Source organism: Geodermatophilus sp. SYSU D00684 (assembly GCF_054050455.1).
Genome location: NZ_JBJGZI010000015.1, coordinates 38,811 through 64,030, shown reverse-complemented (window position 1 = coordinate 64,030; position 25,220 = coordinate 38,811). Strand labels below are relative to the sequence as shown.

The following is a 25,220-nucleotide window of genomic DNA, read 5'->3' as shown; positions in this document are numbered from 1 at the left end:
CCCGCGGCCGCCCGGCGCTCACCTTGAGTCGGACGGCGGGCCGCCGAAGACCATCCGGGGACGGATCCGTCCCCCGCACGCGAGAGAGAAGGCAACGGTGGACGGTCTGGACGACATCGTCGAGGAGTTCCTCGTCGAGAGCCACGAGAACCTCGACCAGCTCGACACGGACCTGGTCGCCCTCGAGCAGGAGCCCGACTCCCGCGAGCGGCTCTCGAGCATCTTCCGCACCATCCACACGATCAAGGGGACCAGCGGCTTCCTCGCCTTCGGCCGGCTCGAGGAGGTCACCCACGTCGGGGAGAACATGCTCTCCCGGCTGCGGGACGGCGTCCTCGCGCTGACCCCCGAGCGCACCAGCGTGCTGCTGCGGATGGTCGACACCGTCCGCTCGCTGCTCGCGTCCATCGAGGCCACCGGCGGCGAGGGCGGCGTGGACGTCTCCGCCGTCGTCGCCGAGATCAGCGCGGCCATGGAGGACTCCCCCGTCCCGGCCCCCGCCGCCGCGCCCGCCGCCGTCGGAACCGAGGCCGGCCCCGCCGCGGTCGCCGCCGCGGTCGCCGCCGAGGTCGTCGCCGCCGCCGAGGCCGTGGTCGAGGCCGCCGCCGAGACGGTGTCCGAGCCCGAGCCCGCCCCCGTCCACGACGAGGTGCACGACGAGCACCACGACGACGACCACGCCGACGGCGGCCTGCCCGCCGGCGCCGCCCGCCCCGAGGGCCAGGGCGCGCAGCAGCGCCGCGCCGTCGCCGACTCGACCATCCGCGTCGACGTCGACCTGCTCGACTCGCTGATGCTGCTGGTCGGCGAGCTGGTGCTGACCCGCAACCAGATCGTCCAGTACGTGGGCCGCTCCACCGACACCGACCTGGTGCGCGCCTCGCAGCGGCTCAACCTCATCGCCAGCGAGCTGCAGGAGGGCGTCATGAAGACACGCATGCAGCCGATCGACCACATCTGGTCCAAGCTGCCGCGCGTCGTCCGCGACCTCGGCATCCAGTGCGGCAAGAGCGTCCGCCTGGACATGGAGGGCCGGGACACCGAGCTGGACAAGACGCTGCTCGAGGCGGTCAAGGACCCGCTGACCCACCTGGTCCGCAACTCCGTCGACCACGGCATCGAGGCCCCCGACCGCCGCCGCGCCGCAGGCAAGCCCGCCGAGGGCGTGCTCACCCTGCGCGCGAAGCACGAGAGCGGGCAGGTCGTCGTCGAGGTCGCCGACGACGGCGCCGGCATCGACCCGGCCAGGGTCGGCGCCAAGGCCGTCGAGCGCGGCCTGGTCACCGCCGACCAGCTCTCCCGCATGGGCCCGCAGGACGTCCTGCAGATGATCTTCCTGCCCGGCTTCTCGACGGCGGCAGCCGTCACCAACGTCTCCGGCCGCGGCGTCGGCATGGACGTCGTCAAGACCAACATCGAGTCCATCGGCGGCACGATCGAGGTCGAGTCCGAGCCCGGCCGCGGCACCGTCTGCCGGCTGCGCATCCCGCTGACCCTGGCGATCGTCCCCGCGCTCACCGTCGAGTGCGCCGGCGACCGCTACGCCATCCCGCAGATCAGCCTGCAGGAGCTGGTCAGCCTCGATGCCGAGAAGGCCGCCAACGCCGTCGAGGAGGTCGGCGGCGCGCCGGTCTACCGGCTGCGCGGCGAGCTGCTCCCCCTCGTCCGGCTCACCGACGTCCTGGGCCTCGCCTCCGACCGGCACGACGGCCACGTGGTCATCGCCGTGCTGCGGTCGGAGGGCCGGCGCTTCGGCCTCGTCGTCGACCGGGTGATCAACACCGAGGAGATCGTCGTCAAGGCCGTCGGCGGCCAGCTCAAGGCGATCGGCCTGTACTCCGGCGCGACCGTCCTGGGCGACGGCGCGGTGGCGCTCATCCTCGACGTCCAGGCCCTGGCCCGCCGCGCGCTGCGCACCGAGAGCAGCGAGCGGCAGGAGGCCCGCGAGGCGGCCGCCGCCGGCACCCCCGGCGGCGAGACCGAGCGCCAGCGGATGCTGCTGGCCGCGATCGGCGAGGGCCGTCGCGTGGCGATCCCGCTGGACACCGTCACCCGCCTCGAGCAGGTGCGCGCCGAGGCCGTCGAGCGGGTCGGCAACCGGGAGGTCGTGCAGTACCGCGGCGCGATCCTGCCGATCGTCCGGCTCGACCGGCACCTGGGCGCCTACGGCACGAGCGAGCGCGAGGTGCTCGAGGTCATCGTCTACAGCGACCACGGCCGCAGCGTCGCGATCGTCGTCGAGGAGATCCTCGACATCGTCGACGGCGGGGCCGCCGTCCGCAGCGACATCGACGACCTGGGCCTGCTCGGCTCCGCCGTCCTCGGCGACAAGGTGACCGAGCTCCTCGACGTCCGCGCCGCGATCCTCGCGGCCGACCCGGCGTTCTACGCCGCCGACACCCACTCCCCCGCGTCCGCTCTGCTGGAGGTCTGACGTGACCACCGAGACCGCCACCCGCGCCACCAGCGGGCAGCTGGCCACCTTCCGGCTCGACGGCGACCTGTACGGCGTCGAGGTCGAGCACGTGCAGGAGGTGCTGCGCAGCCAGAAGCTCACCCGGGTGCCGCTGGCGCCGCCGGCCGTCGCCGGGCTGATCAACCTGCGCGGCCAGGTGGTCACCGCCATCGAGCTGCGCGAGCGGCTGGGCCGCCCGCCGCGGCCGGCCGGCACCGACGCCGTGGTCATCGTCGTGCGGCTGCACGGCGAGGCGGTGAGCCTGCTGGTCGACTCGATCGCCGACGTCGTCGACGTCGACGCGGCCGACTTCGAGGCCCCGCCGGACACCCTCGACGGGCAGGCCCGCGAGCTCATCCGCGGCGCCTACAAGCTCGCCGGGCAGCTGCTGCTCGCCCTGGACGTGCAGAAGGCCGTCGGCGCCTGAAGAAGGACCCCCCTGCCCCCCACCGCTCGCAAGCTCGCGGCGGGACCCTGCAGGGGGGCCGCCTCCGGTGACCTTGCGTCACCTCCGTGTCACCCGACGGGGCCCGACACGCGGCCGTCACCCCCCGCCCCTCCGGCGATCGGGTGACGGCCGCGTGGCGTTGCGGGGTGATCACCGCGAGCATGGGCTGACCGCCTGCTCCACGGCGGTGCCGTCGGAGGGGGAGACGTGCCGTACTCGCTGGTCAGTGCCGCGACGCTCGGGTTCGACCTGGTGCGGCTGCCCGCCGGCCGCGCGGTCGCCGACGTGCTGCTCACCGGGCTCACCGCCGGCCCCGCCGAGCTCACCGCACTCGCCGACGGTGCCCGCTCCCGCGGCGCCGACCGCGACCAGCGCACCGTCCTGGCCGTCCGCGCCCGCCGCGCCCGCGAGCTCGCCGCCGCGGTGCCCCAGCTGCGCTCCGTGTCGCCGGAGCCGGGGGAGGACCGCGCCGCCGTCCTGGTCGCCCAGCTCGAGCGCGGCACCATCGGCAGCGCCGCCGCCCTGGAGCGGCTGCTGCGCGAGGACGTCCTCGGCCCCGAGCACGAGGCCTTCGCCCAGGCCGACGACGACGTCCGCGGGCAGGCCGCCGAGGTCCTCGCCGACGCCGCGGTGGGGGAGTGGGCCGCAGACGTGCTGCCCCGGCTGGTCCGCCGCGAGCTGGTGGCCCCGTTCGCCGCCGTCGTCCCGGACGCCGCCACCCGCGGCGCGGACGCCGACCTCGGCCCGGCCACGCCCGAGCTGAGCTCGCTGCTGGCCACGTTCGCCGGCCTGGACGCCCGCGGCCGGGAGCGCTGGCGGGCCGCCGTCGACGAGGGCCGCGCCACCCAGCGCCCGTGGGCGGCCGCCATGCACGAGGCCGCGTGGGCCGCGCACGTCTCCGGCCGCACCCGGACGCTCGCCACCGCCCAGCTGCTCGCCGTCCGCGCGTTCGCCGACGGCGGCCTCGACGCCCACGACGGCGCCACCGGCTCGTGGAACGCCCTCGCCGGCGTCGTCCAGGCGCTGACGATGGGCGACCTGCTCGACTCCAGCGCCCTGGGCGTGCTGCTCGCGCCCTGGCACCGCGCCACCGGCCGCTGACCCCGGGCGGCCGATCCCCGGTTGATCATCGGGTGCGTGCGCAGGACACGGGGCGACACGCCGTCCGGGCGTGCACGCGTCCGATGATCGACTCGCGGCACTCCTGATCCGCGCAGGTCAGCGCGGCGGGCGCCCCGCAGCCCCCCGCGCGGGCCGGTCGACATGTCCCCGCGGGCCCCCTGGTCACCGCCTCCCCCGTAACGGTTGCGCGGCCCGCGTCAACCCGGCGGGTGGGGCGGCCGACAACTCCTGGGACAGGCGATGCGGGTGGGACGCCCGAGGACGTTCCGGAACAGCACCGGAGCTGACCTCGAGGCCCCCCGCCGCGCTGCCGAGACCCCGACGACGGCCCCCGCCGGCCGTCGCCGCCGGAGCAGGAGGACGTGTGGACCCGATCCGCGTGCTGGTGGTCGACGACTCGGTCGTCGTCCGCAAGATCGTGACCGACGTGCTCTCCTCCGACCCCGCCATCGAGGTCGTCGGCACGGCGGTCAACGGCAAGCTCGCGCTGACCAAGCTCGACGCGCTCAAGCCCGACCTGGTCACCATGGACATCGAGATGCCGGAGATGAACGGCATCGAGGCGGTCCGCGCCATCCGCGCCCGCCGCAACCGCGTGCCGATCGTCATGTTCAGCACGCTCACCGAGCGCGGCGCGTCGGCCACCCTGGACGCCCTGTCCGCCGGCGCCAACGACTACGTGACCAAGCCGGCCAACGTCGGCAGCGTCGCGCAGTCGATGGAGAGCGTCCGCGAGCAGCTCATCCCGAAGATCAAGGCCCTCACCGGGCGCCCGGTCGGCCTCGGCGCGGCCCGCCCCGTGGCGGCGGCCCCGGTCGCCCCCCGCCCGCCCGCGCCGCGCAGCACGCCGCACAAGGCGCCCGCGGTGCTGGTCATCGGCTCCTCCACCGGCGGCCCCGAGGCGCTGGCCAAGGTCCTGCCCGCGCTGCCGGCCACCCTGCCGGTGCCGGTCCTGCTCGTGCAGCACATGCCCCCGGTCTTCACCCGCCAGTTCGCCCAGCGGCTCGACCGCCTCTCAGCGCTGCGGGTCGTCGAGGCCGCCGACGGCTCGCCGCTGCTGCCCGGCACCGTCCACCTGGCCCCCGGCGACCACCACCTCACCGTGCGCGGCACCGGCCGCGGCGCGACGACGGTGCTGTCCCAGGGCCCGCCGGAGAACTTCTGCCGCCCCGCCGTCGACCCGCTGTTCCGGACCGCGGTGACCGCCTACGACGGCGCCGTCCTCGCCGTGGTGCTGACCGGCATGGGCGCCGACGGCCGCAGCGGCGCCAGTGCCGTCCGCGACGCCGGCGGCACCGTCGTCGTCCAGGACCAGGCCACCTCGGTCGTGTGGGGGATGCCCGGCGCCGTCGCCTCCGCCGGCCTCGCCGACGAGGTCCTCCCGCTCGACCGCGTCGCCGAGGCGATCACCCGCCACCTCGGCCGCGCCGTCCCCGGCACCCCGCCGCAGCCCGCCCCCCTGATCCACGCGACGGGAGCACTCCGATGACCCTCACCGCCACCCGCTTCGACTGGGTGCGCCAACTGGTGCACCGGGAGAGCGCGATCGTCCTCGCGCCGGGCAAGGAGTACCTCGTCGAGGCCCGGCTGCTCCCCCTGGCCCGCAAGATGGGCCTGACCGACGTCGACGCCTTCGTCGACTCCGTGCGCAGCCGCCCGCGCCCGGACGACACCCGCTCGATCGTCGAGGCGCTCACCACCAACGAGACCTCGTGGTTCCGCGACGGCGACCCGTTCACCGCCCTCACCTCGACCGTGCTGCCCTCGCTGCTGTCCGCCCGCGGCCCCGCCGAGCGGCTGGAGGTCTGGTCGGCCGCCTGCTCCAGCGGCCAGGAGCCCTACACGGTCGCGATGCTGCTCGAGGACGCGTTGCCCAACGCCTCGACCCGGGTCTCGATCACCGCCACCGACATCTCCCGCGAGATGGTCGAGCGCACCCGGGCCGGCCGGTTCAGCCAGCTCGAGGTCAACCGCGGCCTGCCCGCGCCGATGCTGGTCCGCCACTTCCAGCGGGCCGGCAGCGAGTGGGAGGTCGCCCCGGCCCTGCGCCGCATGGTCACCGCCCGCGAGTGCAACCTGGCCGCCCCGCTGCCGCGGATGGGCCCGTTCGACGTCGTCTACCTGCGCAACGTGCTCATCTACTTCGACCTGCCCACCAAGCAGGCGATCCTCCGCCGGGTGCGGGAGCTCATGCGCCCCGACGGCTGGCTGTTCCTCGGTGCCGCCGAGACCACCCTCGGCGTCGACGACTCCTGGAGCCGGGTCGTGCTCGGCCGCAGCTCCGCCTACCGCCCGCTGAAGGGGGCATGACCGTGCGCGCTCTGGTGATCGACGACTCCCGCGCCATGCGGCGCATCGTGACCGGGACCCTCGAGGGGTTCGGCTACGAGACCCGGCAGGCCGGCCACGGCCAGGAGGCGCTCGACATCCTCCACGAGGGCTGGGTGCCCGACCTCTGCACCATCGACTGGAACATGCCGGTCATGGACGGCCTGCAGTTCGTCAACGCCGTCCGCGCCAACCCGGCCTGGCGCGCGGTGACGCTGATGATGGTCACCTCCGAGAGCGAGCACGGCCAGATCGTGCGCGCGCTGGCCGCCGGCGCCCACGAGTACGTGATCAAGCCGTTCACCGCCGACGCCATCCGCGACAAGCTCGCGCTGCTCGGCCTGCTCCCGCAGGAGGTCTCGCTGTGACCCGTCCGGACACCGGGCTGCGCCGCCGCTCGTCCGACCGCCCGCCGGCGCTCCCCGACCTGATCGACGAGGCGACGGTCCAGGAGATCACCGAGCAGGCGTGGCTCGCGCTCGTCGGCGAGGACGAGGTGCTGGTCCCGCTGCCGGCGCCGCTGCCCGCGGACACGCACAGCGCCTGGGTCGAGATCGTCGGGCCGTGGACCGGCGCCGTCGTGCTCACCTGCGGCCGCGGGACGGCGGTGGAGCTGACCCGGGCCCTGCTCCGCGGGCACGCCCCCGCGGTGCTCCAGGACGAGGACGTCGACGACGCGCTGGGCGAGCTCGCCAACGTCGTCGGCGGGAACGTCAAGGCCGTCGTCCCCGGCCCGTCGGTGCTCGGCCTGCCCGAGACCGGCGCCACCCCGCCTGCCGGCCGCGAGGCCGACACCTGCCGCGTCGCCGTCCTGTGGCGCGGAGAGCCCCTGACCGTCTCCGTGCAGTCGCACGCCGACGAAGAGAACGAGGTGCCCCTGTGAAGATCCTGGTCGCCGACGACAGCCGCGTCATGCGGCAGATCGTCATCCGCACCCTGCGGCAGGCCGGCTACGACGACCACGACATCGTCGAGGCCGAGGACGGCCGCGACGCCTACGACAAGGTGCGGAGCGAGAGCCCGGACCTGGTCCTGTCGGACTGGAACATGCCGAACATGACCGGCCTGGAGTGCCTGCAGGCGCTGCGCGGCTCGGGCTCGACCGTGCCGTTCGGCTTCGTCACCTCGGAGGGGTCGGCGGAGATGCGGGAGAAGGCCGCCGACGCCGGCGCGCTGTTCCTCATCGCCAAGCCGTTCACCGCGGACACGTTCACCGAGCACCTGGACGGGGTGCTCGCGTGACCGCCCCGCTCACGGTCGTCCTGCCCGACGCCAAGGCCGTCAAGGACATGCTGACCGGCCTCGTCGGCAAGCCCGTCGCGGTGACGCCGGGCGCCCCGGTGACGCCGACCGAGAAGGACCCCGTGTCGGTGGCCGTCTACGTCAGCCCGACGATGGCCGTCAACGCGCTGTGCGTCATGGACCTGCCGCTGGCGGCCTGGACCGGCGGCGCGCTGGCCCTGCTGCCGCCCGGCGGCGTCCAGGACGTCGTCGAGGAGGACGGCGAGCTCACCGCGATGCTCACCGAGGCCCTGCACGAGGTCGTCAACGTGCTCTCGGCCCTGTTCAACGTCCCCGGTGCCCCGCACTCGAAGCTGTACCAGCTGTACGCGCCGGGCGACGACCTGCCGGGCGACGTCGCCGGCATGCTCGCCGCCTTCAACCGGCTCGACCTCGCCGTCGAGGTCCCCGGCTACGGCAAGGGCCGGCTGTCGCTGGTCGTCCCCGGGTGAGGTGACGGGGTGGCCCCCCTGCGGGTCCCGCCGCGAGCGTGCGAGTGGCGGGGGGCAGGGGGGCCCTTCGTCCGTTCCCGCCGCCCCGGGCGCACCCACGTCCTCAGGACGCGGTGGCCGCGCGCTCCTCGAAGGTGGTCGGCAGGCAGGCCCACACGTGCTTGCAGCCGTCGTCGACGTACCAGCCGTGGGCCACCGACAGCCGCGCCACCAGGTAGAGGCCCAGCCCGCCCTGCGAGGGGTCCCGGCCGACCGCGGGCGCCGGCATGGTGTCCGGGTCGCGGTCGCTCACGTCGAGCAGCCAGCCGCCGGAGCCGGCCACCACGGTCGCGACGACCGGCGAGACGCCGTGCCGCAGCGCGTTGGAGGCCAGCTCGTCGAAGGCCAGGATCATCCGGTCGGCCGCCGGGTCGTCGGCGTCGCGCGGGAAGCCGACGCTGCTGAGGTGGTCGCGGAGGCCGGCCCGGGCGGCCGGCAGCTCGGCGAGGTCCCCGAGGTCCCGGCGCCACAGCTCGCCGCGCCCGTCGGGCAGCGGGCGCAGCGGCCAGGTGAGTCGGCCCATGACCTCTTCTCCGTCGTGGTCCTGTTTCTCGGACGAGGACTCGGGTGCCCAGCCGGCCGGCGGCCCAACCCTGCCGGCGCCCACCTGCCTCGGCGGGGTGAGCCGGATCTCGGCTCAGCCCGCACCGGCGCGCACCGCGAGCAGCGCGACGTCGTCCTCGGGCGGGTCCGGCACCAGGCGGGCGAGCAGCTCGTCGCACAGCTGCGGCAGCGGCCGGCCGGCGAGCGCGGCCAGCACCCGGTGCAGCCGGGCGGTGCCCGCGTCGAGCGTGGTGCCGCGCCGCTCGACCAGCCCGTCGGTGAACAGCAGCACCGTCGACCCCGGGGCCAGGCCGACCGCCGACTCGCGCCGCTCGGCCGTGGCGTCCACGCCCAGCGCCAGGTCGCCGACCGGGTCGCCGTGGTCGAGCGCGACGACCTCGCCACCGGGCAGGAGCAGCACCGGGGGCGGGTGCCCGGCGTTGGCCCACCGCAGCCGCCGCCCGCCGTCCTCCAGCCGGGCGACCGCGGCCGTGGCCAGCGTCTCCGGGTGCATGTCCGCCATGGCCGCGTCCAGGCCGTGCAGCACCTCGGCGGGGCCGGCGCGGCGGGCGTGCGCGATCCCCCGCAGCAGGCCGCGCAGCTGGCCCATCGTCGCCGCGGCCGCGGTGTCGTGGCCGACGACGTCGCCGATCGCCACGACCGGGTCGCCGGTGGGGGAGGAGAAGGCGTCGTACCAGTCCCCGCCCACCCCAGCCGCCTCGGCCGCCGGCACGTACCGCACCGCGACCTCCAGGCCGGGGAACGCCGGTGGGTCGGTGAGCAGGCTGCGCTGCAGCGCCTCGGCCAGCTGGATCTGCCGGCTCTGCCGCCCGACCCGGTCCACCGCGCGACCGGCCTGCACCGCGACCGCCCGCGCGGTGGCGAGGTCGGCCTCGCCCAGCGTGCGGCCGGCGTCGAGGTAGAGGGTGAGCACCCCGACGGTCCGCGACTCGGCGGGCAGGGGGAGGACCACCACGGACTCCGCGTGCAGGCCGCGCAGCATCCCGCGCGCGTCCTCGTCGGTCATGTCCCCCAGGACGTCGGCGATCGAGGTGGTCAGCGGCGTGCCCGCGCGCAGGGCCTGCGCCACGGGGGAGGACGGCGGCATGCGCTCCAGCCGCACCCGGGTGTAGCGGGCCAGCAGCTCGCGGCGCTCGGGGTCGGCGTGCCAGGAGCCGACGTCGCGGGCGCGGCCCTCCCGGTCGACGACGGTGACCACGCAGCCGTCGGTCAGCACCGGCACCACCAGCCGCGCCAGCCGGCCCAGCGCCGAGACGCCGTCGAGCGCGCCGGAGAGCTCCCCGCTCACCCGCACCAGCAGGGTGGCGCGGGCCGCGGCGCGGTCGGCCCGCTCCTGCACCGCGCGCCGGGCGGTGACGTCGGTGACCGTCACCGCGAGCCCCTCGGGCCCGGGCAGGGCCCGCACCTCGTACCAGCCGTCCCCGGCGGCGACGGTCACCTGCTCGCCGGTGGCGGCGGCCTCGGCGCAGGCCTGGGCGAGGACGTGGCCGGTGCTGCCGGGCACGCCGTCGTCCAGCGGCCGGCCGGTCAGCCCGGCGGCGGTGCCGCCCAGCAGCCGCGCCCCGGCGGCGTTCAGCCAGGTCAGCCGGCCCCCGGGGTCGAGCGCGAGGACGGCGGCCGGCAGCCGGTCCACCAGGGCGCCGAGGGCCACGGGGTCGGGCACCCGGCGACCGAGGGGAACGGTCGGCCGGGGACCCGCCTCCCACAGCCACCCCGCTCCCGGACCGGCAGGCGGGTCCGGCAGCGGAACGGCCATGCCCGCACCTCCTCGCCGGCCGTCGGCGCCGGCGGACGGGTGCCGGACGCCAGGGACCGGCCTTGATCGTCCCGTGCCCCGCTCCGGCTGCCAACGGGTCCCCGCCGGACCGTTCCCCACGACGGGGGACCGCAGGCGGGCAGGCCGCCCGGGATGCGGCAGCATGGCCCCATGACCCCGGACGGCGCCGCCCCGCCGCCCCGTGACCTGCTCGTGCAGGCCGTGGAGGGCATGGACCGGCCGCTGTTGGTGCTCGACGACGGCTGGCGGTTCCGCTACGTCAACCCGGCCGGGGCCGCGGTGCTCGAGCACACCGTCGCCGGGCTGCAGGGCCGGGGCATCTGGGAGGTGTTCCCGGAGGGGGTCGGGGGACCGTTCGAGGAGCTGTACCGGCACGTCCGCGAGACCGGCGAGTCCGGCTCCACCGAGGCGTTCTTCGCCCCGCTGGGGCGGTGGTTCCGCGCCGACGCGTTCCTCACCGAGGCCGGCCTGGTGGTCACCTACGACGACGTCACGCGGCGCCGGCGCACCGAGGAGGAGCGCGCCGCGGCCGTCGCGGCCCGCGAGTCCGCCGCCGCGGAGGCGGCCGCGTCCGCGGCGCGGGCCGAGGTGTCGGCCCGGCACCTGGTGCTGCTCGGCGACGTCAGCCAGGCGATGACGTCGACCACCGACGTCGACGAGGCCGTCGCCCGGTTCGCGGACCTGGTCGTGCCGCTGCTGGCGGACTGGTGCCTGGTCAGCGTCGTCGACCCCGACGGCACCCGCCGCGACGTCGGCCGCGCGCACAGCGACCCGGCGATGGTCCCGGCCATGCACCGCTACGCCGACCTGCGGGTGCGCAGCAACCGGCCCACCGCGCCGGTGCCCACGGCGCTGGCCAGCGGCCGGCCGGTGGTCCTCCCGCAGGTCACCGACGACGACGTCCGCGCCATGGTCGCCGACGACGCCAGCCGCGAGGCGCTGGCGCCGCTGCGGGTGGCCGCCGTCGCCACGTTCCCGCTGCTCGCCCGCGGCGAGGTGTTCGGCGCGTTCACCCTCGTCAACGGGCCCGAGCGGGGGCCGCACACCGACGTCGAGCTGCGGACGGCGGAGATCGCCTCGCGGCGGGCCGCGCTGGCCCTGGACAACGCCCGGCTGGCCAGCGCCGCCCAGCAGGTGGCCGAGCGGATGCAGCACAGCCTGCTGTCCCCGCCGGTGCAGCCCGACCACCTCGAGCTCGCCGTCCGCTACCGGCCCGCCACCCGCGGGGTGTCCATCGGTGGCGACTGGTACGACGCGTTCCTGCAGCCCGATGGCGACACCGTGCTGGTGATCGGCGACGTCATGGGCCACGACATCGAGGCCGCCGCGGCCATGGGGCAGGTCAAGACGCTGGTCCGCGCGATCGCCTTCGACCGGCTGGAGGAGCCCGCCGGGGTGCTGCGGCGGGTCGACCACGCCCTGGTCGGCCTCGCCGTGCCCGCGATGGCCACCGCGCTGGTGTGCCGGGTCGAGCAGACCCCGGCCGAGGCGGCCGTGGGGCTGCGCCGGCTGCGCTGGGCCACGGCCGGCCACCCCGAGCCGATGCTGCTGCTGCCCGACGGCACCGTCCGCGACCTGTCCGCGCCGGTCGGCCCGCCGCTGGGGATCGGCTGGCGCGGCCCGCGCGCCGACGGGTACGCCGTCGTCCCGCCGGACAGCACGCTGCTGCTGTTCACCGACGGGCTGTTCGAGCGGCGCGGCGTGCCGCTGGACGAGAGCCGCGAGGAGCTGCGCCGGCTGGTCGAGGCCGCGGCCGGCTCCTCGCTGGCCGATCTGTGCGACGGGCTGCTGGCCAGCATGCTCGGCGAGGGCGCCGAGGACGACGTCGCGGTGCTCGCCGTCCGGGCGCACCCGGTGGGCGGGGAACGCCCGGCCGAGGCCGGGCCCGAGGTGCTGCCCCCGCTGCTCGGCCACCCCGCCTGATCAGACGCGGGCGGCGGCCGCCCGGACCTCGTCCGCGATCGCCGCGACGCCCTCGTCGGCCCACAGCACCGAGTAGTGGTTGGTGCCGGGCACCTCGCGCGGGGTGATGCCGGCCGCCTCCAGCCCGAGCGAGGCCAGGCGCACCTCGTCGTAGAGGCCGGGCGTCTGGTCGAGCAGGCCGCGCGTGGCCCACAGCAGCGTGGCGGGCACCGGCAGGGCGGTGGTGGCCTCCAGCACGCGCTCGTTGAGCAGCACGTCCCCGCCGTCGACGCGGACCGCCTCGGGCACGCAGGCGCTGCGCAGCGGCGGCCCGCCGGGGGCGAGGTCGCGGGCGAGGTAGGCGGCCACCGAGGGCACGTCCACCCACGGGCCGACGGCGGGGTGCCGCGCCCAGAACGCGCGCACGGCGGCGAGGTCGGGGAACGACGTCGACAGCCGGTCCAGCGACGGGCCGAGGACGGCGGAGAGCATCGCGTCGACGTCGGCGCCCGGGGGCTGGGCGAGGGCCGGCCCGCCGTCGACCAGGACCAGGCCGTGCACCTCGTGGCGGGCCGGGCCGGCCGCGGCCAGCGCGGCGACGAACGCGCCCATCGAGTGGCCGACGAGCACGGTGGCGTCGGCCCCGGCGTCGTCGTCGGCGCCGAACCGGTCGAGCAGGGTGGCGACGTCCTGCGCGTGCCGCTCGAGGCCGTAGGGACCGGGCAGCCCGGCCGAGCCGGCCCGCCCGCGCAGGTCGGGGGCGACGACCTCGAACTCGCCGGCCAGCGCGGCCGCCACGCGGGCCCAGGCCATCGCGTTGGCGGTGATGCCGTGGACCAGCACGGCGATGGGGGAGCCGGGGGCGTCGGCGGCCCAGTGCAGGGCGGACAGCTCGCCGCCGTCGACGGGGACGCTGATCTGGACGGGGTCGCGTGCCTCTGCCACGGGCCCACCCTGCCCGCTCACGCGCCGAGCCGCTCGATCGCGAAGGCGACGAGGAACCCGGCGGCGGTGATCAGGCCAGTCCAGGTGCGGGTCCGCTCGAAGGCCTCCGGGATCATCGTGTCGGCGATCATCGTGAGGATCGCGCCGGCCGCGACGGCGGTGATGACGGCGATCGCCTCGGGCGGGGCGCCGCCCAGGGCCGCGTAGCCGACCAGCGCGGCCAGGCCGCTGGCCAGCGCGATGCCGCCCCAGACCCTGAAGACGTAGCCGGCCGACCGCCCGCTGGCCTTCATGCCGGCGGCGCTGGACAGCCCCTCGGGCACGTTGGAGATGAAGACCGCCGCCAGCACCGGCGCGCTCACCGCCCCGCCGCCGAGCAGGCCGAGCCCCAGGACCACCGACTCGGGGACGCCGTCGAGCAGCGCGCCGACGGCGATCGCCGCGCCGCTGCCGTCCTGCTCGCCCTCCGACGGCTGCTGCTCGGTCCCCGCCCCGCCCGACCGCTTGCGGTGCCGGGCGCCGCGCCGGGCCAGCGCCGCGTTCGCCGCGAGGTAGGCGACCGCGCCGCCGATGAAGCCGATCGCGGTGGGGCCCAGCCCGCCGGTGTCGGCGGCCTCCTCCATGAGGTCGAAGGCGACGGCGGAGATCAGCACGCCCGAGCCGAACGCCATGACCGAGGCGATCACCGCCTGCGGCACGCGCACGAACCAGGCGACCAGCGCCCCGAGCACGAGGGCGGCGCCGCCCAGCAGACCCCACAGACCGGCTTCGACGACGTCGGGCACGGGCCGCTCCCTGCCCCCCGTTGCGCAGCGCAACCGCCCGGTGCGGCAGAAATGGCCATTTCTGCCGCAGCAGGCGGGCGCGCACCGATGCCGCAGTCCCTACCGTGGACGTGCGGGGGGACGACTCCGGGAGGCCCCGTGTCCGGGACGACGCAGACCCTCACCCCGCGCACCGTGACCCTCCCCGGCGGGTTGCGGCTGGAGACGGTCGAGCAGGGGGACCCCGGCGGGCCGGTCGTCGTCCTCGTCCACGGCTGGCCCGACTCCTGGTTCTCCTGGAGCCGCGTCCTCGCGCACCTGGACCCGCGGCTGCACGTCGTCGCCTTCAGCCAGCGCGGGTTCGGCGGGTCCGACCACCCGCGCGCCGGCTACGCGCTCGACCGGTTCGCCGACGACCTGGTGGACCTGTGCGGCGCGCTCGGGATCGGGCGCGCCCACCTGGTGGGCCACTCCTTCGGCAGCTTCGTGGTGCGGCGGGTGGCGGAGGAGCACCCCGGGCTGGTCGGCCGGCTCGTCCTCGTCGGCTCGGGGGACCGGCTGGGCCGCCCGCTCGCGGAGGAGGTGCGGACGGCGATCGCGGACCTGCCCGACGACGTCCCCGAGGACTTCGCGAGGGAGTTCGCCGCGAGCACGGTGCACCGGCCCGTGGAGCCGGGGTTCTTCGACGCGCTGGTGGCCGAGAGCCGGCGGGCGCCGGGATGGGTCTACCGCGACTCGTGGGAGGGGCTGGCCGCCTCCGACGACCGCGACCGGCTCGGGGCCGTGACCGCGCCGACGCTGCTGGTGTGGGGCGACCGCGACGCGCTGTTCGACCGCGGGCAGCAGGACCGGCTCCTGGCCGCGCTCCCCGACGCCCGGCTGGTGGTCCACGAGGGCACCGGCCACTGCCCGAACTGGGAGTGCCCGCGGGACCTCGCCGCCGACCTGGACGCCTTCCTCCTGCGCGCCGCTAGTCCGGCTGGCGCAGGAGGTAGCGGCCGAAGTGGGGGACGGTGAACGCGATCTGCCCGCGCTCTGCGGAGTAGACCAGGCCCTTCTTGATCAGCGAGTCGCGCGCCGGTGACAGCGACGCCGGCTTGCGGCCCAGCGCCGCGGCCACCTCCGACGTCGCCACCGGGGCGCCGGCGGGACCGCCGAGCTCGGCCATCGCGTGCATGTACTCGCGTTCGGCCGGGGTGGCGCGGTCGTAGCGGGAGCCGAAGAACCCCACCGCGAGCTCGGCCTCGGCGACCGGCGCGGCCATCGCGACGTCGTCGGCGGTGATCGGGGAGGCCGCCGCGACGTCCCAGGTGACCTTGCCGTAGGCCTGCACGAAGTACGGGTAGCCGTCGGCGGCCGCGTAGAGGGCGTCGAGGGCGGCCGGCTCGAAGGTGACCTCCTCGCGCTCGGCGGGCGCCAGCAGCGCGCGGTCGGCGGCGGGCCGGTCCAGCCGGTCGATGCGCAGGTAGCGGAACAGCCGCTCGGAGTAGCTCTTCGACGCCGACAGCACCGCCGGAAGGTGGGGGAGCCCGGCGCCGACGACGATCAGCGGCGCGCCCTGCTGGGACAGCTCGTGGCAGGCCGCGCAGATGGCCGAGACGTCGGGGGCCTGCACGTCCTGCATCTCGTCGATGAACAGCGCGACGCCCTTGCCGACGTCGGCGGCCAGCCCGGCGGCGTCGCTGAGCAGCTCGACCAGGTCGATCTCCATGTCGCCGGAGTCGGCCCGGCCGGTGGTGGCGGGCACGTCGATGCCGGGCTGCCAGCGGTCGCGCAGCTTGGCGTCGGCCGGGGCCAGCCGCTGGGCGAAGGCCTTGAGCGTGCCGAGGACGGCGTCCATCGACTCCTGGTCGGGGTGGCGCAGCTCCCGCAGCGCCATGTGCAGCGCCGAGGAGACCGGCCGGCGCAGCGACTGGTCCGGCCGCGCCTCGATCTTGCCGGTGCCCCAGCCGCGGCCGATCGCCGCCGACCGCAGCTGGTTGAGCAGCACCGTCTTGCCCACGCCGCGCAGCCCGGTGAGCACCAGCGACCGCTCGGGCCGGCCGCGGGCGATCCGCTCCAGGACGACGTCGAAGGCCGACAGCTCGTCGTCGCGGCCGGCGAGCTCCGGCGGGCGCTGCCCGGCGCCGGGGGCGTAGGGGTTCCGGACGGGGTCCACGTCGAGCACCGTATGGCCCCGTCTAGCCCCCACCGTAGAGATCGGTAGAACGGCGTAGCGCGTGTCGCGGAGGGTCGACGGCGGCCGGTGGCGACGCCAGGGTGGCGCGCATGGACGACCGACTGGACGACCGCGTGCACGACGAGGTGCAGACCGAGCTCCTCACCCTGGAGCGGCGGGGCTGGGAGGCCCTGTGCGACGCGACCGGCGGGGACTTCTACGGCGAGGTGATGACCGACGACGGCCTGATGGTGCTCGCGGACGGGACGGTGATGGACCGCGCCGCCGTCGTCGCCGCCCTGGCCGCCTCCCCGCCGTGGCTGCGCTACGAGCTCGACGACGTCCGGCTGGTGCGCGCCGGCGCGGACGCGGCGGCGCTGGTCTACACCGGCCGGGCCTGGCGGCACGAGCAGGAGCCGCCGTTCACGGGAGCGATGAGCAGCCTGTACGTCCGCGACGGCGACCGCTGGCGGCTCGCGCTCTACACGCAGACGCCCGCGCGCTGACCGCCGGTCAGCCGTCGCCGGCCTCGCCGCGGACCTGGGCGGCGCGCGCCTCCGCCCGCTCGGCCGCGCGCAGGTGCTCGTCCCGCCCGTCGGTGCCGAGCTCGGCCAGCCGGCGGTGCACCGACGCGATCTCCAGCAGCTTGGACGCGGCGTTGTAGACCGCGCCCTCGACGGCCTGGCGCTGCGCCTCGAGCAGGCTCTGCGCCGACCACGCGTGGCCGACGTGGCAGGCCCAGCTCACCGACCCGTCGGCGGTGTTCTCGAACATGCCGCCCTGGCACTCGGGGCAGCCGAGGGCGGCGGGGACCCCTCGGTCGGTGGCGGCTGTCGGTCCGCCGGCCATCTGCGGACTCCTCTCGTCGGACGGGGCGCCGGCGGCGGGCGCCGGGGGGAGGGGGGCGCGGGCGAGCTCGGCGACCAGCGGCCCGAGCTCGGCGGTGGGGGCCGCGCGGGCGCGGCGCACGACGGCCAGTGCCGCCCGGGGCATCGCGGACACGCGCGCCTCGCCGGGGTCCTGCACCAGCACGCGGCCGTCCTGCGCCGCGACCGCGGCCGCGCCGAGGGCGCCGTCGTCGAGCGCGCCGGACAGGACGACGGCGACCACACCGGCGCCGTGGGAGACGGCGGCGCTGCGGAAGAGCACGTCGACCGCCGGCCGCTGCCGGTTGACCCGCGGCCCCCGGGTGACGTGCACCCGGCCGTCGCGCACGACCAGGTGCCGGTCGGGCGGTGCGACGACGACCTGCCCCGGCACCAGGACCCCGCCCTCGTTGGGGTGCCGCGCGGGCAGCGGGCCGGCCCGGGACAGCAGCTCGGGCAGCCGGCTCTCGCCGGTGGGGGACAGGTGCAGCACGACGGCGACGGCGGCCGGCAGGTCGGCGGGCAGCGCGCTCAGCAGCCGCCGCAGGGGGTCCATGCCCCCGGCGGACGCACCCACGACCACCAGCCGGTCCACCACGGCGCACCACCTCACCGTCCGCTGTGCCCACGCGGGCGCGCCCGCACGCACGTCGAGGCCGGTCTACGGGTCTCTAGCGCGGACGGCAGAGACCGGTAGAAGGGCGCAGAGCCAGGGGACTCCCAGGTCCGGCCATTAGCGTGGACGCGTGATCAGGTTCGCGCTCAAGGTCGTCGTCATGGCCCTGGCCTTCTACGCCCTCACGCGGCTGCTGCCGGGCATCGAGATCGACGGCAACGAGGACGGGGCGCTCGGCATCAGCGGCACGTTCCTCTGGGTGGGGCTGCTGTTCGCCGTCGTCAACGCGGTGGTCGGGCCGATCCTGCGGTTCCTGTCCTTCCCGGCGATCCTGCTGAGCCTGGGGCTGTTCCTCCTGGTCGTGAACGCCGCGCTGCTCGGCCTCACCGCCGCGCTGTCGGACCGGCTCTCGGTCGACGGCTTCGGCACCGCGATCCTGGGCGGGCTCGTCCTCGCCGTCGTCGGCTGGGCCGCCGACCAGCTCCTGGACCGGTGAAGGACCCCCTCGCCCCCGCCGCTCGCAGGCTCGCGGCGGGACCCTGCGAGGGGGCCGTTCCAGCACGTCACCCTGCCGGGCGGCCGCGTCGCACTGACGAGGCGGCCCGGGCGGGTTAGCGTCGCCGGACATGAGCACCACCGGCGTGGACACCGTCGTCCCCGACCGGCCGGAGGACGACGTCCCGCCGGCACTGGTCGCCCTCGAGGCCGCCAACGAGGAGAAGCGGGCGCTGCTCGCCGAGGCCGCGCGCGGCGCCGCCGACGACACCGACGACGGGCCCGGCCTGCCCGCCGGCTGCGGCACCGGCGACCTCCCGGCCCTGCTGCAGCGCTACTACTGGAGCGAGCCGGCCGCCGAGGTCCTCGGGCACGACCCGGCCGACCTCGCCGGGCTGGCGCTGCGCCACCTCCGGCTGGCCGGCGTCCGGGCGCAGGGCGCGGCCACCGTCGTCGTCGAGCGGCTGACCGACGGGCGCGGGCTGCTGCTCGTCGTCACCGACGACATGCCCTTCCTCGTCGACTCGGTGACCGCCGAGGTGGTCCGGCAGGGCGTGGGGCTGCAGCACGTCGTCCACCCGGTGGTCGTCGTCCGGCGGGACGTCACCGGCGCGCTGCGGGCCTTCTGCGACAGCCCCGGCACGGACGCGGCCCGCTGCGGCCCGGACGCGCTGGCCGAGTCGTGGATGGCCGCCGTGCTCGACGGCCCGCTCGACGACGAGGCCGCCGGTGACCTGGTCGCCGGCCTGCGCACCGTCCTCGCCGACGTCCGCGCCGTCGACGAGGACGCGCCGCGCACCGCCGCCCGCGCGCTGGAGCTGGCCACCAGGCTGGAGGAGCGGGGCAGCGTCGACATCGCCGACCCGGCCGACGACCCCGCCGAGGCCGCGGCCCTGCTGCGCTGGCTGGCCGACGGCAACTTCGTCTTCCTCGGTGCCCGCGAGGTCGAGGTCGGGACCGCCGTGCGCGCCGTCCCCGGCACCGGCCTGGGCGTCCTGCGCAGCGACACCGGGACCGCGCTGCCCGAGGCGGCCGGTCCGCTGGGCCCGGCGCTGCTGACCGTCACCAAGGCCGACATCCGCTCGACGGTGCACCGCCGCGCCTGGCTGGACCTGGTCGCGGTGACCGAGCCCGCCGCCGGCGACCGGCCCGCCCGCCAGCACCGGCTGGTCGGGCTGTTCCCCTCCGCGGCCGCGGCGGCGAACGTCCGCGAGGTGCCGCTGGTCCGCCGCCGCGTCGCCGAGGTCGTCGAGGGCTCCGGCGTGCCGGCCGACAGCCACACCGGCAAGACGCTGGTCGACGTCCTGGACACCCTGCCGCGCGACGAGCTGTTCCAGGCACCGGCTGCCGAGCTGCTGCCGGTGGCGCTGGCCGTGCTCTACCTCCAGGAGCGCCGGCAGACCCGGCTGTTCCTGCGCCGCGACCCCTACGGCCGGTTCTGGTCGGCGCTGGTCTACCTGCCGCGCGACCGCTACACGACCGAGGTCCGCCTGGCGATGCAGCAGCTGCTGTTGTCCCGCCTGGGCGGCCGGGACATCGAGTTCACCGCGCGGTCCACCGAGTCGGTGCTGGCCCGGCTGCACTTCGTCGTCCGGCTGCCGGTGGGCCGGGGCGGGACCCCGGCGCTGCCCGACGTCGACGCCGAGGCGCTGCAGCAGGAGCTCGCGGCGGTCGCCCGCAGCTGGACCGACGACCTGTCCGACGCGCTCGCCGGGCGGTACGGCCCCGAGGCCGAGCAGGTGCTCGCCCGCGTCGCGGACGCCTTCCCGGCCGCATACCAGGAGGACTTCCCGGCGACGACGGCCGTCGAGGACCTCGCCCGCCTCGACGCGCTGCCGCCCGGCGAGCTCGGCCTGCGGCTGCGCCGCCCGCGCGGGGCCGACGCCGCCGAGCCGCGGCTGACCGTCTACCGGGTGGGGGAGCGGCTGCTGCTGTCCGACGTGCTGCCGGTGCTGCAGCACATGGGCGTCGACGTCGTCGACGAGCGGCCCTACGAGATCGACCGGATCGGCGCCCCGGTGGCGTGGATCTACGACTTCGGGCTCACCGCCCCCGGCGGGGAGCTGCCCTTCCCCGGCTCGCTGCCCGAGCGGTTCACCGAGGCGGTCGCCGCGGTGTGGCGCGGCGACGCCGAGGACGACGGCCTGGGCGCGCTGGTGCTGCTGGCCGGGCTCAACTGGCGGCAGGTGACGGTCGTGCGCGCCTACGTGCAGTGGCTGCGCCAGGCCGGGCTGCCCTTCGGCCAGCGGTACGTGGAGACGACGCTGGCCGCCCACCCCGACGTCGTCGCGCGGCTGGTCGCGCTGTTCGAGACCCGCTTCTCGCCCGGGCGCGAGGCCGGCCGGGCCACCCGCCAGGAGGCGCTGGCCGCGTCGCTGCGCGAGGCGATCGGCCGGGTCGACACCCTCGACGCCGACCGCGTGCTCACCAGCCTGCTGGCCGCCGTCCTCGCCACCCAGCGCACCACCTACTACGCGGGCGGGCCGCTGGCGATCAAGCTCGACTGCCGCACGGTCCCCGACCTGCCCGAGCCGCGCCCGGCCCGCGAGGTGTTCGTCAGCTCCCCGCGGGTGATGGGCGTGCACCTGCGCTTCGGCGCGGTGGCCCGCGGCGGGCTGCGCTGGTCCGACCGCCGCGAGGACCTGCGCACCGAGGTCCTCGGCCTGGTCAAGGCGCAGATGGTGAAGAACACCGTCATCGTGCCCACCGGCGCCAAGGGCGGCTTCGTCGTCCGCACCCCCCCGCCGGAGGGCGCCTCCCGCGAGGAGGTCCTGGCCGAGGGCCAGGCCTGCTACCGGCTGTTCATCGGCGCGCTGCTGTCGCTGACCGACGACCTGGTGGGCGGGAAGGTCGTGCCCCCGGAGCGGGTGGTCCGCCACGACGGCGACGACGCCTACCTCGTCGTCGCCGCGGACAAGGGCACGGCGACCTTCTCCGACCTCGCCAACGCCGTCGCGCTCGAGCGCGGGTTCTGGCTGGGCGACGCCTTCGCCTCCGGCGGCTCGGTCGGCTACGACCACAAGGCCATGGGCATCACCGCCCGCGGCGCGTGGGAGTCGGTGACCCGCCACTTCCGCGAGCTCGGCGTGGACGTGCAGAGCCAGGAGTTCACCGTCGTCGGCATCGGCGACATGAGCGGCGACGTCTTCGGCAACGGGATGCTGCTGTCCGAGCACATCCGGCTGGTGGCCGCCTTCGACCACCGGCACGTGTTCGTCGACCCCACCCCCGACGCCGCGACGTCGTACGCCGAGCGCCGGCGGCTGTTCGGCCTGCCCCGCTCGTCGTGGGCCGACTACGACCCCGCGCTGATCAGCGCGGGCGGCGGCGTGTGGCCGCGGACGGCCAAGGCGATCCCGGTCAGCGAGCCGATGCGGGCCGCGCTCGGCCTCGACGCCGACGTCGACACGGTCTCCCCGGTCGAGCTCGTCCGCGCGGTGCTGCTCGCCCCGGTGGACCTGCTGTTCAACGGCGGCATCGGCACCTACGTCAAGGCCGCCACCGAGAGCCACCTCGACGTCGGCGACAAGGCCAACGACACCGTCCGGGTCGACGGCCACCAGCTGCGGGTGCGCGTGGTGGGGGAGGGCGGCAACCTCGGCCTCACCCAGCGCGGGCGGGTGGAGTACGCGCTGGCCGGCGGCCGGGTGAACACCGACGCCATCGACAACTCCGCGGGCGTGGACACCTCCGACCACGAGGTGAACATCAAGATCGCGCTCAACGAGGTGGTGGAGGCCGGCGTGCTCGACGCCGACGGCCGCGCCGCGCTGCTGGCCGAGATGACCGAGGAGGTCGCCGCGGCCGTCCTCACCGACAACCACGCGCAGAACGCCACGCTCGCCGTCGAGGTGAACTCCGCGCGCAGCCTGCTCGACGCGCACGAGCGGTTCATCCGGGCGCTGGAGCGGTCGGGGCGGCTGGTGCGCGCGGTCGAGGCGCTGCCCGACGACCGGGCGCTGGCCCAGCGGCGCCGCGACGGGCACGCGCTGACCAGCCCGGAGCTGTCGGTGCTGCTGGCCTACGCCAAGCTCGAGGCGGGCGACGCCGTCCTCGCCTCCGAGCTGCCCGACGACCCCGCCCTCGCCCGGCTGCTGAGCGGCTACTTCCCGGCGCCGCTGCGGAAGCGGTTCCCCGACGCGGTCGAGGCCCACCCGCTGCGCCGGGAGATCGTGGCCACCGCGCTGACCAACCGGGCGGTCAACACCGCCGGGGTGACCGGGCTGTTCCGGCTGGCCGAGGAGAGCGGGCTCGACCTGGCCGCCGTCGTGCGGGCGCACGCGGTGGCCCGCGCGGTGTTCGACGTCGACCGGCTGTGGGACGCCGTCCGGCCGCTGGACAACCGGGTGCCCGCGCCGGTGCAGGTGGAGCTGCGCACCGAGGCGACCCGGCTGGCCGAGCGGGCCGCGCGGTGGCTGCTGCGGCTGCCCGAGATCGGCGCGCACCCCGCGGCGGGGATCGCCGCCCTCACCGAGCGGTTCGCCGCCCCGGTGGCGGCGGTGCGGGCCGGCCTGCCGGGGTGGCTGCTGGGCCACGAGGCCGCCGCGTACGCGGAGCGGGCGCGGCGGCTGCAGGCCGCGGGCGTGCCGGCCGGGCTCGCCGGCGAGCTGGCGGCCGCGCCGCTGCTGCCGACGGCGCTCGACCTGGCCGTCGTCGCCGAGCGCACCGGCGCCCCGATCGAGCTGGCCGGGCGGGTCACCGAGGAGCTGGCCGAGCGGCTGGCCCTGGTCCCGCTGCGGGAGCTCGTGACGGCGCTGCCGCGGGACCGGCGCTGGCCGTCGATGGCCCGCGCCGCGCTGCGCGACGACCTGGCCGCCGAGCAGGCCGAGCTCGCCGTCGAGGTCCTGGCCGGGCGGGGGAGCGGCGACGACGCCACGGCCCTGGTCGCGGGCTGGGTGGAGGGCTGGGACCCCGCCCAGCGGCGGGCCGCGGCCCAGCTCGCCGACATCGCCGCCGGCGACCGGCACGAGCTGCCCGAGCTGCTGGTCGCCGTCCGGACCCTGCGGGGCCTGCGCCGCCGCTGAGCGCGGCACCCGGGGCCCGGGGCCGGCGCACCGCCGGTGCCGGGCCCCGCCCGCGGAGGGGTTCCCCGGGCCGTCGCGGGATCTCCGCACCGGCGTCACCCGGCGGACACCCGGGGCCCCCACCCTGGTGCGCGGACACCCGTCCCGTGACCTGGAGGACCCCGTGGACCACGGCACCCCGTCCCCCGCCCGCACCGCCATGACCCCGGCGCTCGCCCGCACCGCCGCCCGCACCGCCGTCCGCGCCGCCACCGCGACCTGGGGTGGCCGGCGCCGGCAGCAGCGGCTGCGGGTGTGCACCGCCGCCGACCTGCTCATGGCGCGGGGCCTGCGCGTGCGGGTGGTCAACCCGGCGGTCGCCTGGCCGCGCGGACCCCGGCTCGTCGTCGCCAACGCCGCCGGCTGGACCGACGTCCTCGCGCTGGCCACCGTCGTCCCCGGCACCCCGGTGGTCGACGCCGCGCTGGCCGGCACCCCGCTGCTGCGCGTGCTCGCCCGCCGCGGCGGGCTCCTGGTCGACGACGGCAGCGGCGCCGTCCGCGCCGAGGTCACCGCCCTGCTGCGCGCCGGGGACACGGTCACCGCGCACCCCGGCGGCGCGGCGGAGGGGGAGGACCCCGGCCGGTTCCGCGCCCGCACGCTGGCGCCCGCCGTCGACGCGCAGGCCGCCGTCTGCCCGGTCGCCGTCCGCGAGGTGGACGGCGGCGTCGTCGAGGTCCACCTGCTGCCCGCGCTCGCGCCCGGCCGCGACGCGCGGGCGCTGGCCGCGCTCGCCGAGTACGCCGTCGCGCACGTGCTCGAGTCCGGGGCGCCCGCCCCGTCGCGCCCCGGGCGTGCCCGGTCCAGGGTGGGGTACGGCCGGTCACGGACGTGACCGACCCGTGAGGGGGACCCCGTGCAGCCCGACACCGCCGTCGACCGCGAGCCAGTGCAGGACCAGGCCGTGCAGGACCGGGGGGGTGACCCTCCCGGCACCACCGAGGCGCCGAAGGAGGCCGAGGTCCTCGACCTGAGTCGCTGGCGGCTCAACGCCCTGCCCGACGAGGACAGCGACGAGGACTGGGACGACGACCGCGAGCTGTTCGGCCCCGACGGACTGCGGGTCGAGACCTGGCGCGAGGGCTATCCCTACACCGAGCGCATGGAGCGCCGGGAGTACGAGATCGAGAAGCGCCGCCTGCAGATCGAGCTGCTGCACATGCAGAGCTGGGTCAAGGAGACCGGGCAGAAGCTGGTCGTCGTCTTCGAGGGGCGGGACGCCGCGGGCAAGGGCGGCACGATCAAGCGGTTCACCGAGCACCTCAACCCCCGCGGGGCGCGGGTGGTGGCGCTGGACAAGCCCTCCGAGCGCGAGCAGACGCAGTGGTACTTCCAGCGCTACGTGCAGCACCTGCCCGCGGCCGGCGAGATCGTGATGTTCGACCGGTCCTGGTACAACCGCGCCGGCGTCGAGCGGGTGATGGGCTACTGCACCGACGAGCAGTACCGGCAGTTCCTGCAGGACGCGCCGGAGTTCGAGCGGATGCTCGTCGACAGCGGCATCCTGCTGTTCAAGCTCTGGTTCTCGGTGTCCCGCGGGGAGCAGCGCAGCCGCTTCGTCGTGCGGCAGATCGACCCGGTGCGGCAGTGGAAGCTCTCGCCCACCGACCTCGCCAGCCTCGGCAAGTGGGACGCCTACACCGAGGCCAAGGAGGCGATGTTCCTCCACACCGACACGCAGCACGCGCCGTGGACGGTCATCAAGAGCAACGACAAGAAGCGCGCCCGGCTCGAGGCGATGCGGCACGTGCTGTGCCGGCTGGACTACGACGACAAGGACTGCGACGTCGTCGGCGACCCGGACCCGCTCATCGTCGGCTCGGCCGCCGACGTGCTGGAGGAGTCCTCCGACACCCCGGTCGCCCCGCCGCCGCCCCGCACGAACCGGCGCTGAGGCCGTCGCTGCCTTCGTCTGCGGCTCTCTAGCGCCGGGGCTAGAGAGCCG

Annotated in this window: 22 protein-coding genes; 16 read left to right on the top strand and 6 right to left on the bottom strand. The window is 76.5% G+C overall.

What is annotated here, in order from left to right; all coding sequences use genetic code 11:
* Positions 1-97 precede the first annotated feature (97 nt).
* From ACI79L_RS12755 to ACI79L_RS12715, 9 genes are all read left to right on the top strand, one after another.
* Positions 98-2,434 carry a chemotaxis protein CheA gene (locus ACI79L_RS12755; protein ID WP_456937145.1) on the top strand — a complete coding sequence of 779 codons (2,337 nt, stop codon included), beginning with the start codon at positions 98-100 and terminating at the stop codon, positions 2,432-2,434.
* Position 2,435: 1 nt separating this feature from the next.
* Positions 2,436-2,882, top strand: a complete 447-nt coding sequence (locus ACI79L_RS12750) for a chemotaxis protein CheW (protein ID WP_456937144.1) — start codon at positions 2,436-2,438, stop codon at positions 2,880-2,882.
* A 228-nt stretch (positions 2,883-3,110) separates the two neighbouring features.
* On the top strand, positions 3,111-4,004 hold the full coding sequence (locus ACI79L_RS12745; protein WP_456937143.1) for a hypothetical protein: 894 nt from the start codon (positions 3,111-3,113) through the stop codon (positions 4,002-4,004).
* A 385-nt stretch (positions 4,005-4,389) separates the two neighbouring features.
* The gene (locus ACI79L_RS12740; RefSeq protein ID WP_456937142.1) at positions 4,390-5,514 is read left to right on the top strand and encodes a protein-glutamate methylesterase/protein-glutamine glutaminase; all 1,125 of its coding nucleotides are present in this window, start codon (positions 4,390-4,392) and stop codon (positions 5,512-5,514) included.
* Positions 5,511-6,335, top strand: coding sequence for a CheR family methyltransferase (locus ACI79L_RS12735; protein WP_456937141.1), 825 nt, complete (start codon positions 5,511-5,513; stop codon positions 6,333-6,335). Before ACI79L_RS12740 ends, ACI79L_RS12735 begins: the two co-directional genes overlap by 4 nt.
* On the top strand, positions 6,332-6,721 hold the full coding sequence (locus tag ACI79L_RS12730; RefSeq protein WP_456937140.1) for a response regulator: 390 nt from the start codon (positions 6,332-6,334) through the stop codon (positions 6,719-6,721). The genes ACI79L_RS12735 and ACI79L_RS12730 overlap by 4 nt, the downstream gene beginning before the upstream one ends.
* Positions 6,718-7,236 carry a chemotaxis protein CheX gene (locus tag ACI79L_RS12725; RefSeq protein ID WP_456937139.1) on the top strand — a complete coding sequence of 173 codons (519 nt, stop codon included), beginning with the start codon at positions 6,718-6,720 and terminating at the stop codon, positions 7,234-7,236. Before ACI79L_RS12730 ends, ACI79L_RS12725 begins: the two co-directional genes overlap by 4 nt.
* Positions 7,233-7,595, top strand: a complete 363-nt coding sequence (locus ACI79L_RS12720) for a response regulator (protein ID WP_456927641.1) — start codon at positions 7,233-7,235, stop codon at positions 7,593-7,595. Before ACI79L_RS12725 ends, ACI79L_RS12720 begins: the two co-directional genes overlap by 4 nt.
* Entirely contained in the window at positions 7,592-8,086 is a 495-nt protein-coding gene (locus ACI79L_RS12715) for a hypothetical protein (protein ID WP_456937138.1), read from the top strand. The genes ACI79L_RS12720 and ACI79L_RS12715 overlap by 4 nt, the downstream gene beginning before the upstream one ends.
* A 103-nt stretch (positions 8,087-8,189) precedes the next feature.
* On the opposite strand, the gene ACI79L_RS12710 is transcribed toward ACI79L_RS12715, so the two are convergent.
* Together ACI79L_RS12710 and ACI79L_RS12705 are read right to left on the bottom strand one after the other, a co-directional pair.
* On the bottom strand, positions 8,190-8,648 hold the full coding sequence (locus ACI79L_RS12710; RefSeq protein ID WP_456937137.1) for an ATP-binding protein: 459 nt from the start codon (positions 8,646-8,648) through the stop codon (positions 8,190-8,192).
* Positions 8,649-8,762: 114 nt separating this feature from the next.
* Complete coding sequence (locus tag ACI79L_RS12705; RefSeq protein WP_456937136.1) at positions 8,763-10,352, bottom strand: SpoIIE family protein phosphatase; 1,590 nt, start codon at positions 10,350-10,352, stop codon at positions 8,763-8,765.
* Positions 10,353-10,616: 264 nt separating this feature from the next.
* Between ACI79L_RS12705 and ACI79L_RS12700 the strand changes: the two genes are divergently transcribed.
* A complete protein-coding gene (locus tag ACI79L_RS12700; RefSeq protein ID WP_456937135.1) occupies positions 10,617-12,389 on the top strand; it encodes a SpoIIE family protein phosphatase in 1,773 nt (590 codons plus the stop codon).
* Here the strand turns inward: ACI79L_RS12700 and ACI79L_RS12695 are convergent, their stop codons facing one another.
* Both ACI79L_RS12695 and ACI79L_RS12690 read right to left on the bottom strand, forming a co-directional pair.
* Complete coding sequence (locus ACI79L_RS12695; RefSeq protein ID WP_456937134.1) at positions 12,390-13,313, bottom strand: alpha/beta fold hydrolase; 924 nt, start codon at positions 13,311-13,313, stop codon at positions 12,390-12,392.
* Positions 13,314-13,330: 17 nt separating this feature from the next.
* Positions 13,331-14,098: a ZIP family metal transporter gene (locus ACI79L_RS12690; RefSeq protein WP_456937133.1), complete on the bottom strand. Its 768-nt coding sequence runs from the start codon at positions 14,096-14,098 to the stop codon at positions 13,331-13,333.
* Positions 14,099-14,236: 138 nt separating this feature from the next.
* Between ACI79L_RS12690 and ACI79L_RS12685 the strand changes: the two genes are divergently transcribed.
* Positions 14,237-15,094: an alpha/beta fold hydrolase gene (locus ACI79L_RS12685; protein ID WP_456937132.1), complete on the top strand. Its 858-nt coding sequence runs from the start codon at positions 14,237-14,239 to the stop codon at positions 15,092-15,094.
* On the opposite strand, the gene ACI79L_RS12680 is transcribed toward ACI79L_RS12685, so the two are convergent.
* Positions 15,048-16,235 carry an AAA family ATPase gene (locus ACI79L_RS12680; protein ID WP_456927633.1) on the bottom strand — a complete coding sequence of 396 codons (1,188 nt, stop codon included), beginning with the start codon at positions 16,233-16,235 and terminating at the stop codon, positions 15,048-15,050. The genes ACI79L_RS12685 and ACI79L_RS12680 overlap by 47 nt on opposite strands.
* A 110-nt stretch (positions 16,236-16,345) precedes the next feature.
* Here ACI79L_RS12680 and ACI79L_RS12675 point away from each other — a divergent pair, with 110 nt between their 5' ends.
* Positions 16,346-16,741 (top strand): nuclear transport factor 2 family protein, encoded by a 396-nt coding sequence (locus tag ACI79L_RS12675; protein WP_456937131.1) that lies wholly within the window; start codon positions 16,346-16,348, stop codon positions 16,739-16,741.
* 7 nt (positions 16,742-16,748) lie between these two features.
* Here the strand turns inward: ACI79L_RS12675 and ACI79L_RS12670 are convergent, their stop codons facing one another.
* On the bottom strand, positions 16,749-17,699 hold the full coding sequence (locus tag ACI79L_RS12670) for a chemotaxis protein CheB (protein WP_456937130.1): 951 nt from the start codon (positions 17,697-17,699) through the stop codon (positions 16,749-16,751).
* Between the two features lie 148 nt (positions 17,700-17,847).
* On the opposite strand from ACI79L_RS12670, the gene ACI79L_RS12665 reads away from it, so the two are divergent.
* The 4 genes from ACI79L_RS12665 (at position 17,848) to ppk2 (ending at position 25,169) form a co-directional block, all read left to right on the top strand.
* Positions 17,848-18,213, top strand: coding sequence for a phage holin family protein (locus ACI79L_RS12665; protein WP_456937129.1), 366 nt, complete (start codon positions 17,848-17,850; stop codon positions 18,211-18,213).
* A 130-nt stretch (positions 18,214-18,343) separates the two neighbouring features.
* A complete protein-coding gene (locus tag ACI79L_RS12660; protein WP_456937128.1) occupies positions 18,344-23,236 on the top strand; it encodes an NAD-glutamate dehydrogenase in 4,893 nt (1,630 codons plus the stop codon).
* 163 nt (positions 23,237-23,399) lie between these two features.
* The gene (locus ACI79L_RS12655) at positions 23,400-24,110 is read left to right on the top strand and encodes a hypothetical protein (protein ID WP_456937127.1); all 711 of its coding nucleotides are present in this window, start codon (positions 23,400-23,402) and stop codon (positions 24,108-24,110) included.
* A 21-nt stretch (positions 24,111-24,131) separates the two neighbouring features.
* Positions 24,132-25,169, top strand: a complete 1,038-nt coding sequence (gene ppk2, locus ACI79L_RS12650) for a polyphosphate kinase 2 (RefSeq protein ID WP_456937126.1) — start codon at positions 24,132-24,134, stop codon at positions 25,167-25,169.
* Positions 25,170-25,220 lie beyond the last annotated feature (51 nt).

What these genes read in the sequence shown, in the direction of transcription:
- ACI79L_RS12735 (WP_456937141.1), top strand. Translation starts at nt 5,511, where the DNA reads ATGACCCTCACCGCCACCCGCTTCGACTGGGTGCGCCAACTGGTGCAC.
- ACI79L_RS12730 (WP_456937140.1), top strand. Translation starts at nt 6,332, where the DNA reads ATGACCGTGCGCGCTCTGGTGATCGACGACTCCCGCGCCATGCGGCGC.
- ACI79L_RS12710 (WP_456937137.1), bottom strand. Translation starts at nt 8,648, where the DNA reads ATGGGCCGACTCACCTGGCCGCTGCGCCCGCTGCCCGACGGGCGCGGC.
- ACI79L_RS12700 (WP_456937135.1), top strand. Translation starts at nt 10,617, where the DNA reads ATGACCCCGGACGGCGCCGCCCCGCCGCCCCGTGACCTGCTCGTGCAG.
- ACI79L_RS12675 (WP_456937131.1), top strand. Translation starts at nt 16,346, where the DNA reads ATGGACGACCGACTGGACGACCGCGTGCACGACGAGGTGCAGACCGAG.
- ACI79L_RS12660 (WP_456937128.1), top strand. Translation starts at nt 18,344, where the DNA reads ATGAGCACCACCGGCGTGGACACCGTCGTCCCCGACCGGCCGGAGGAC.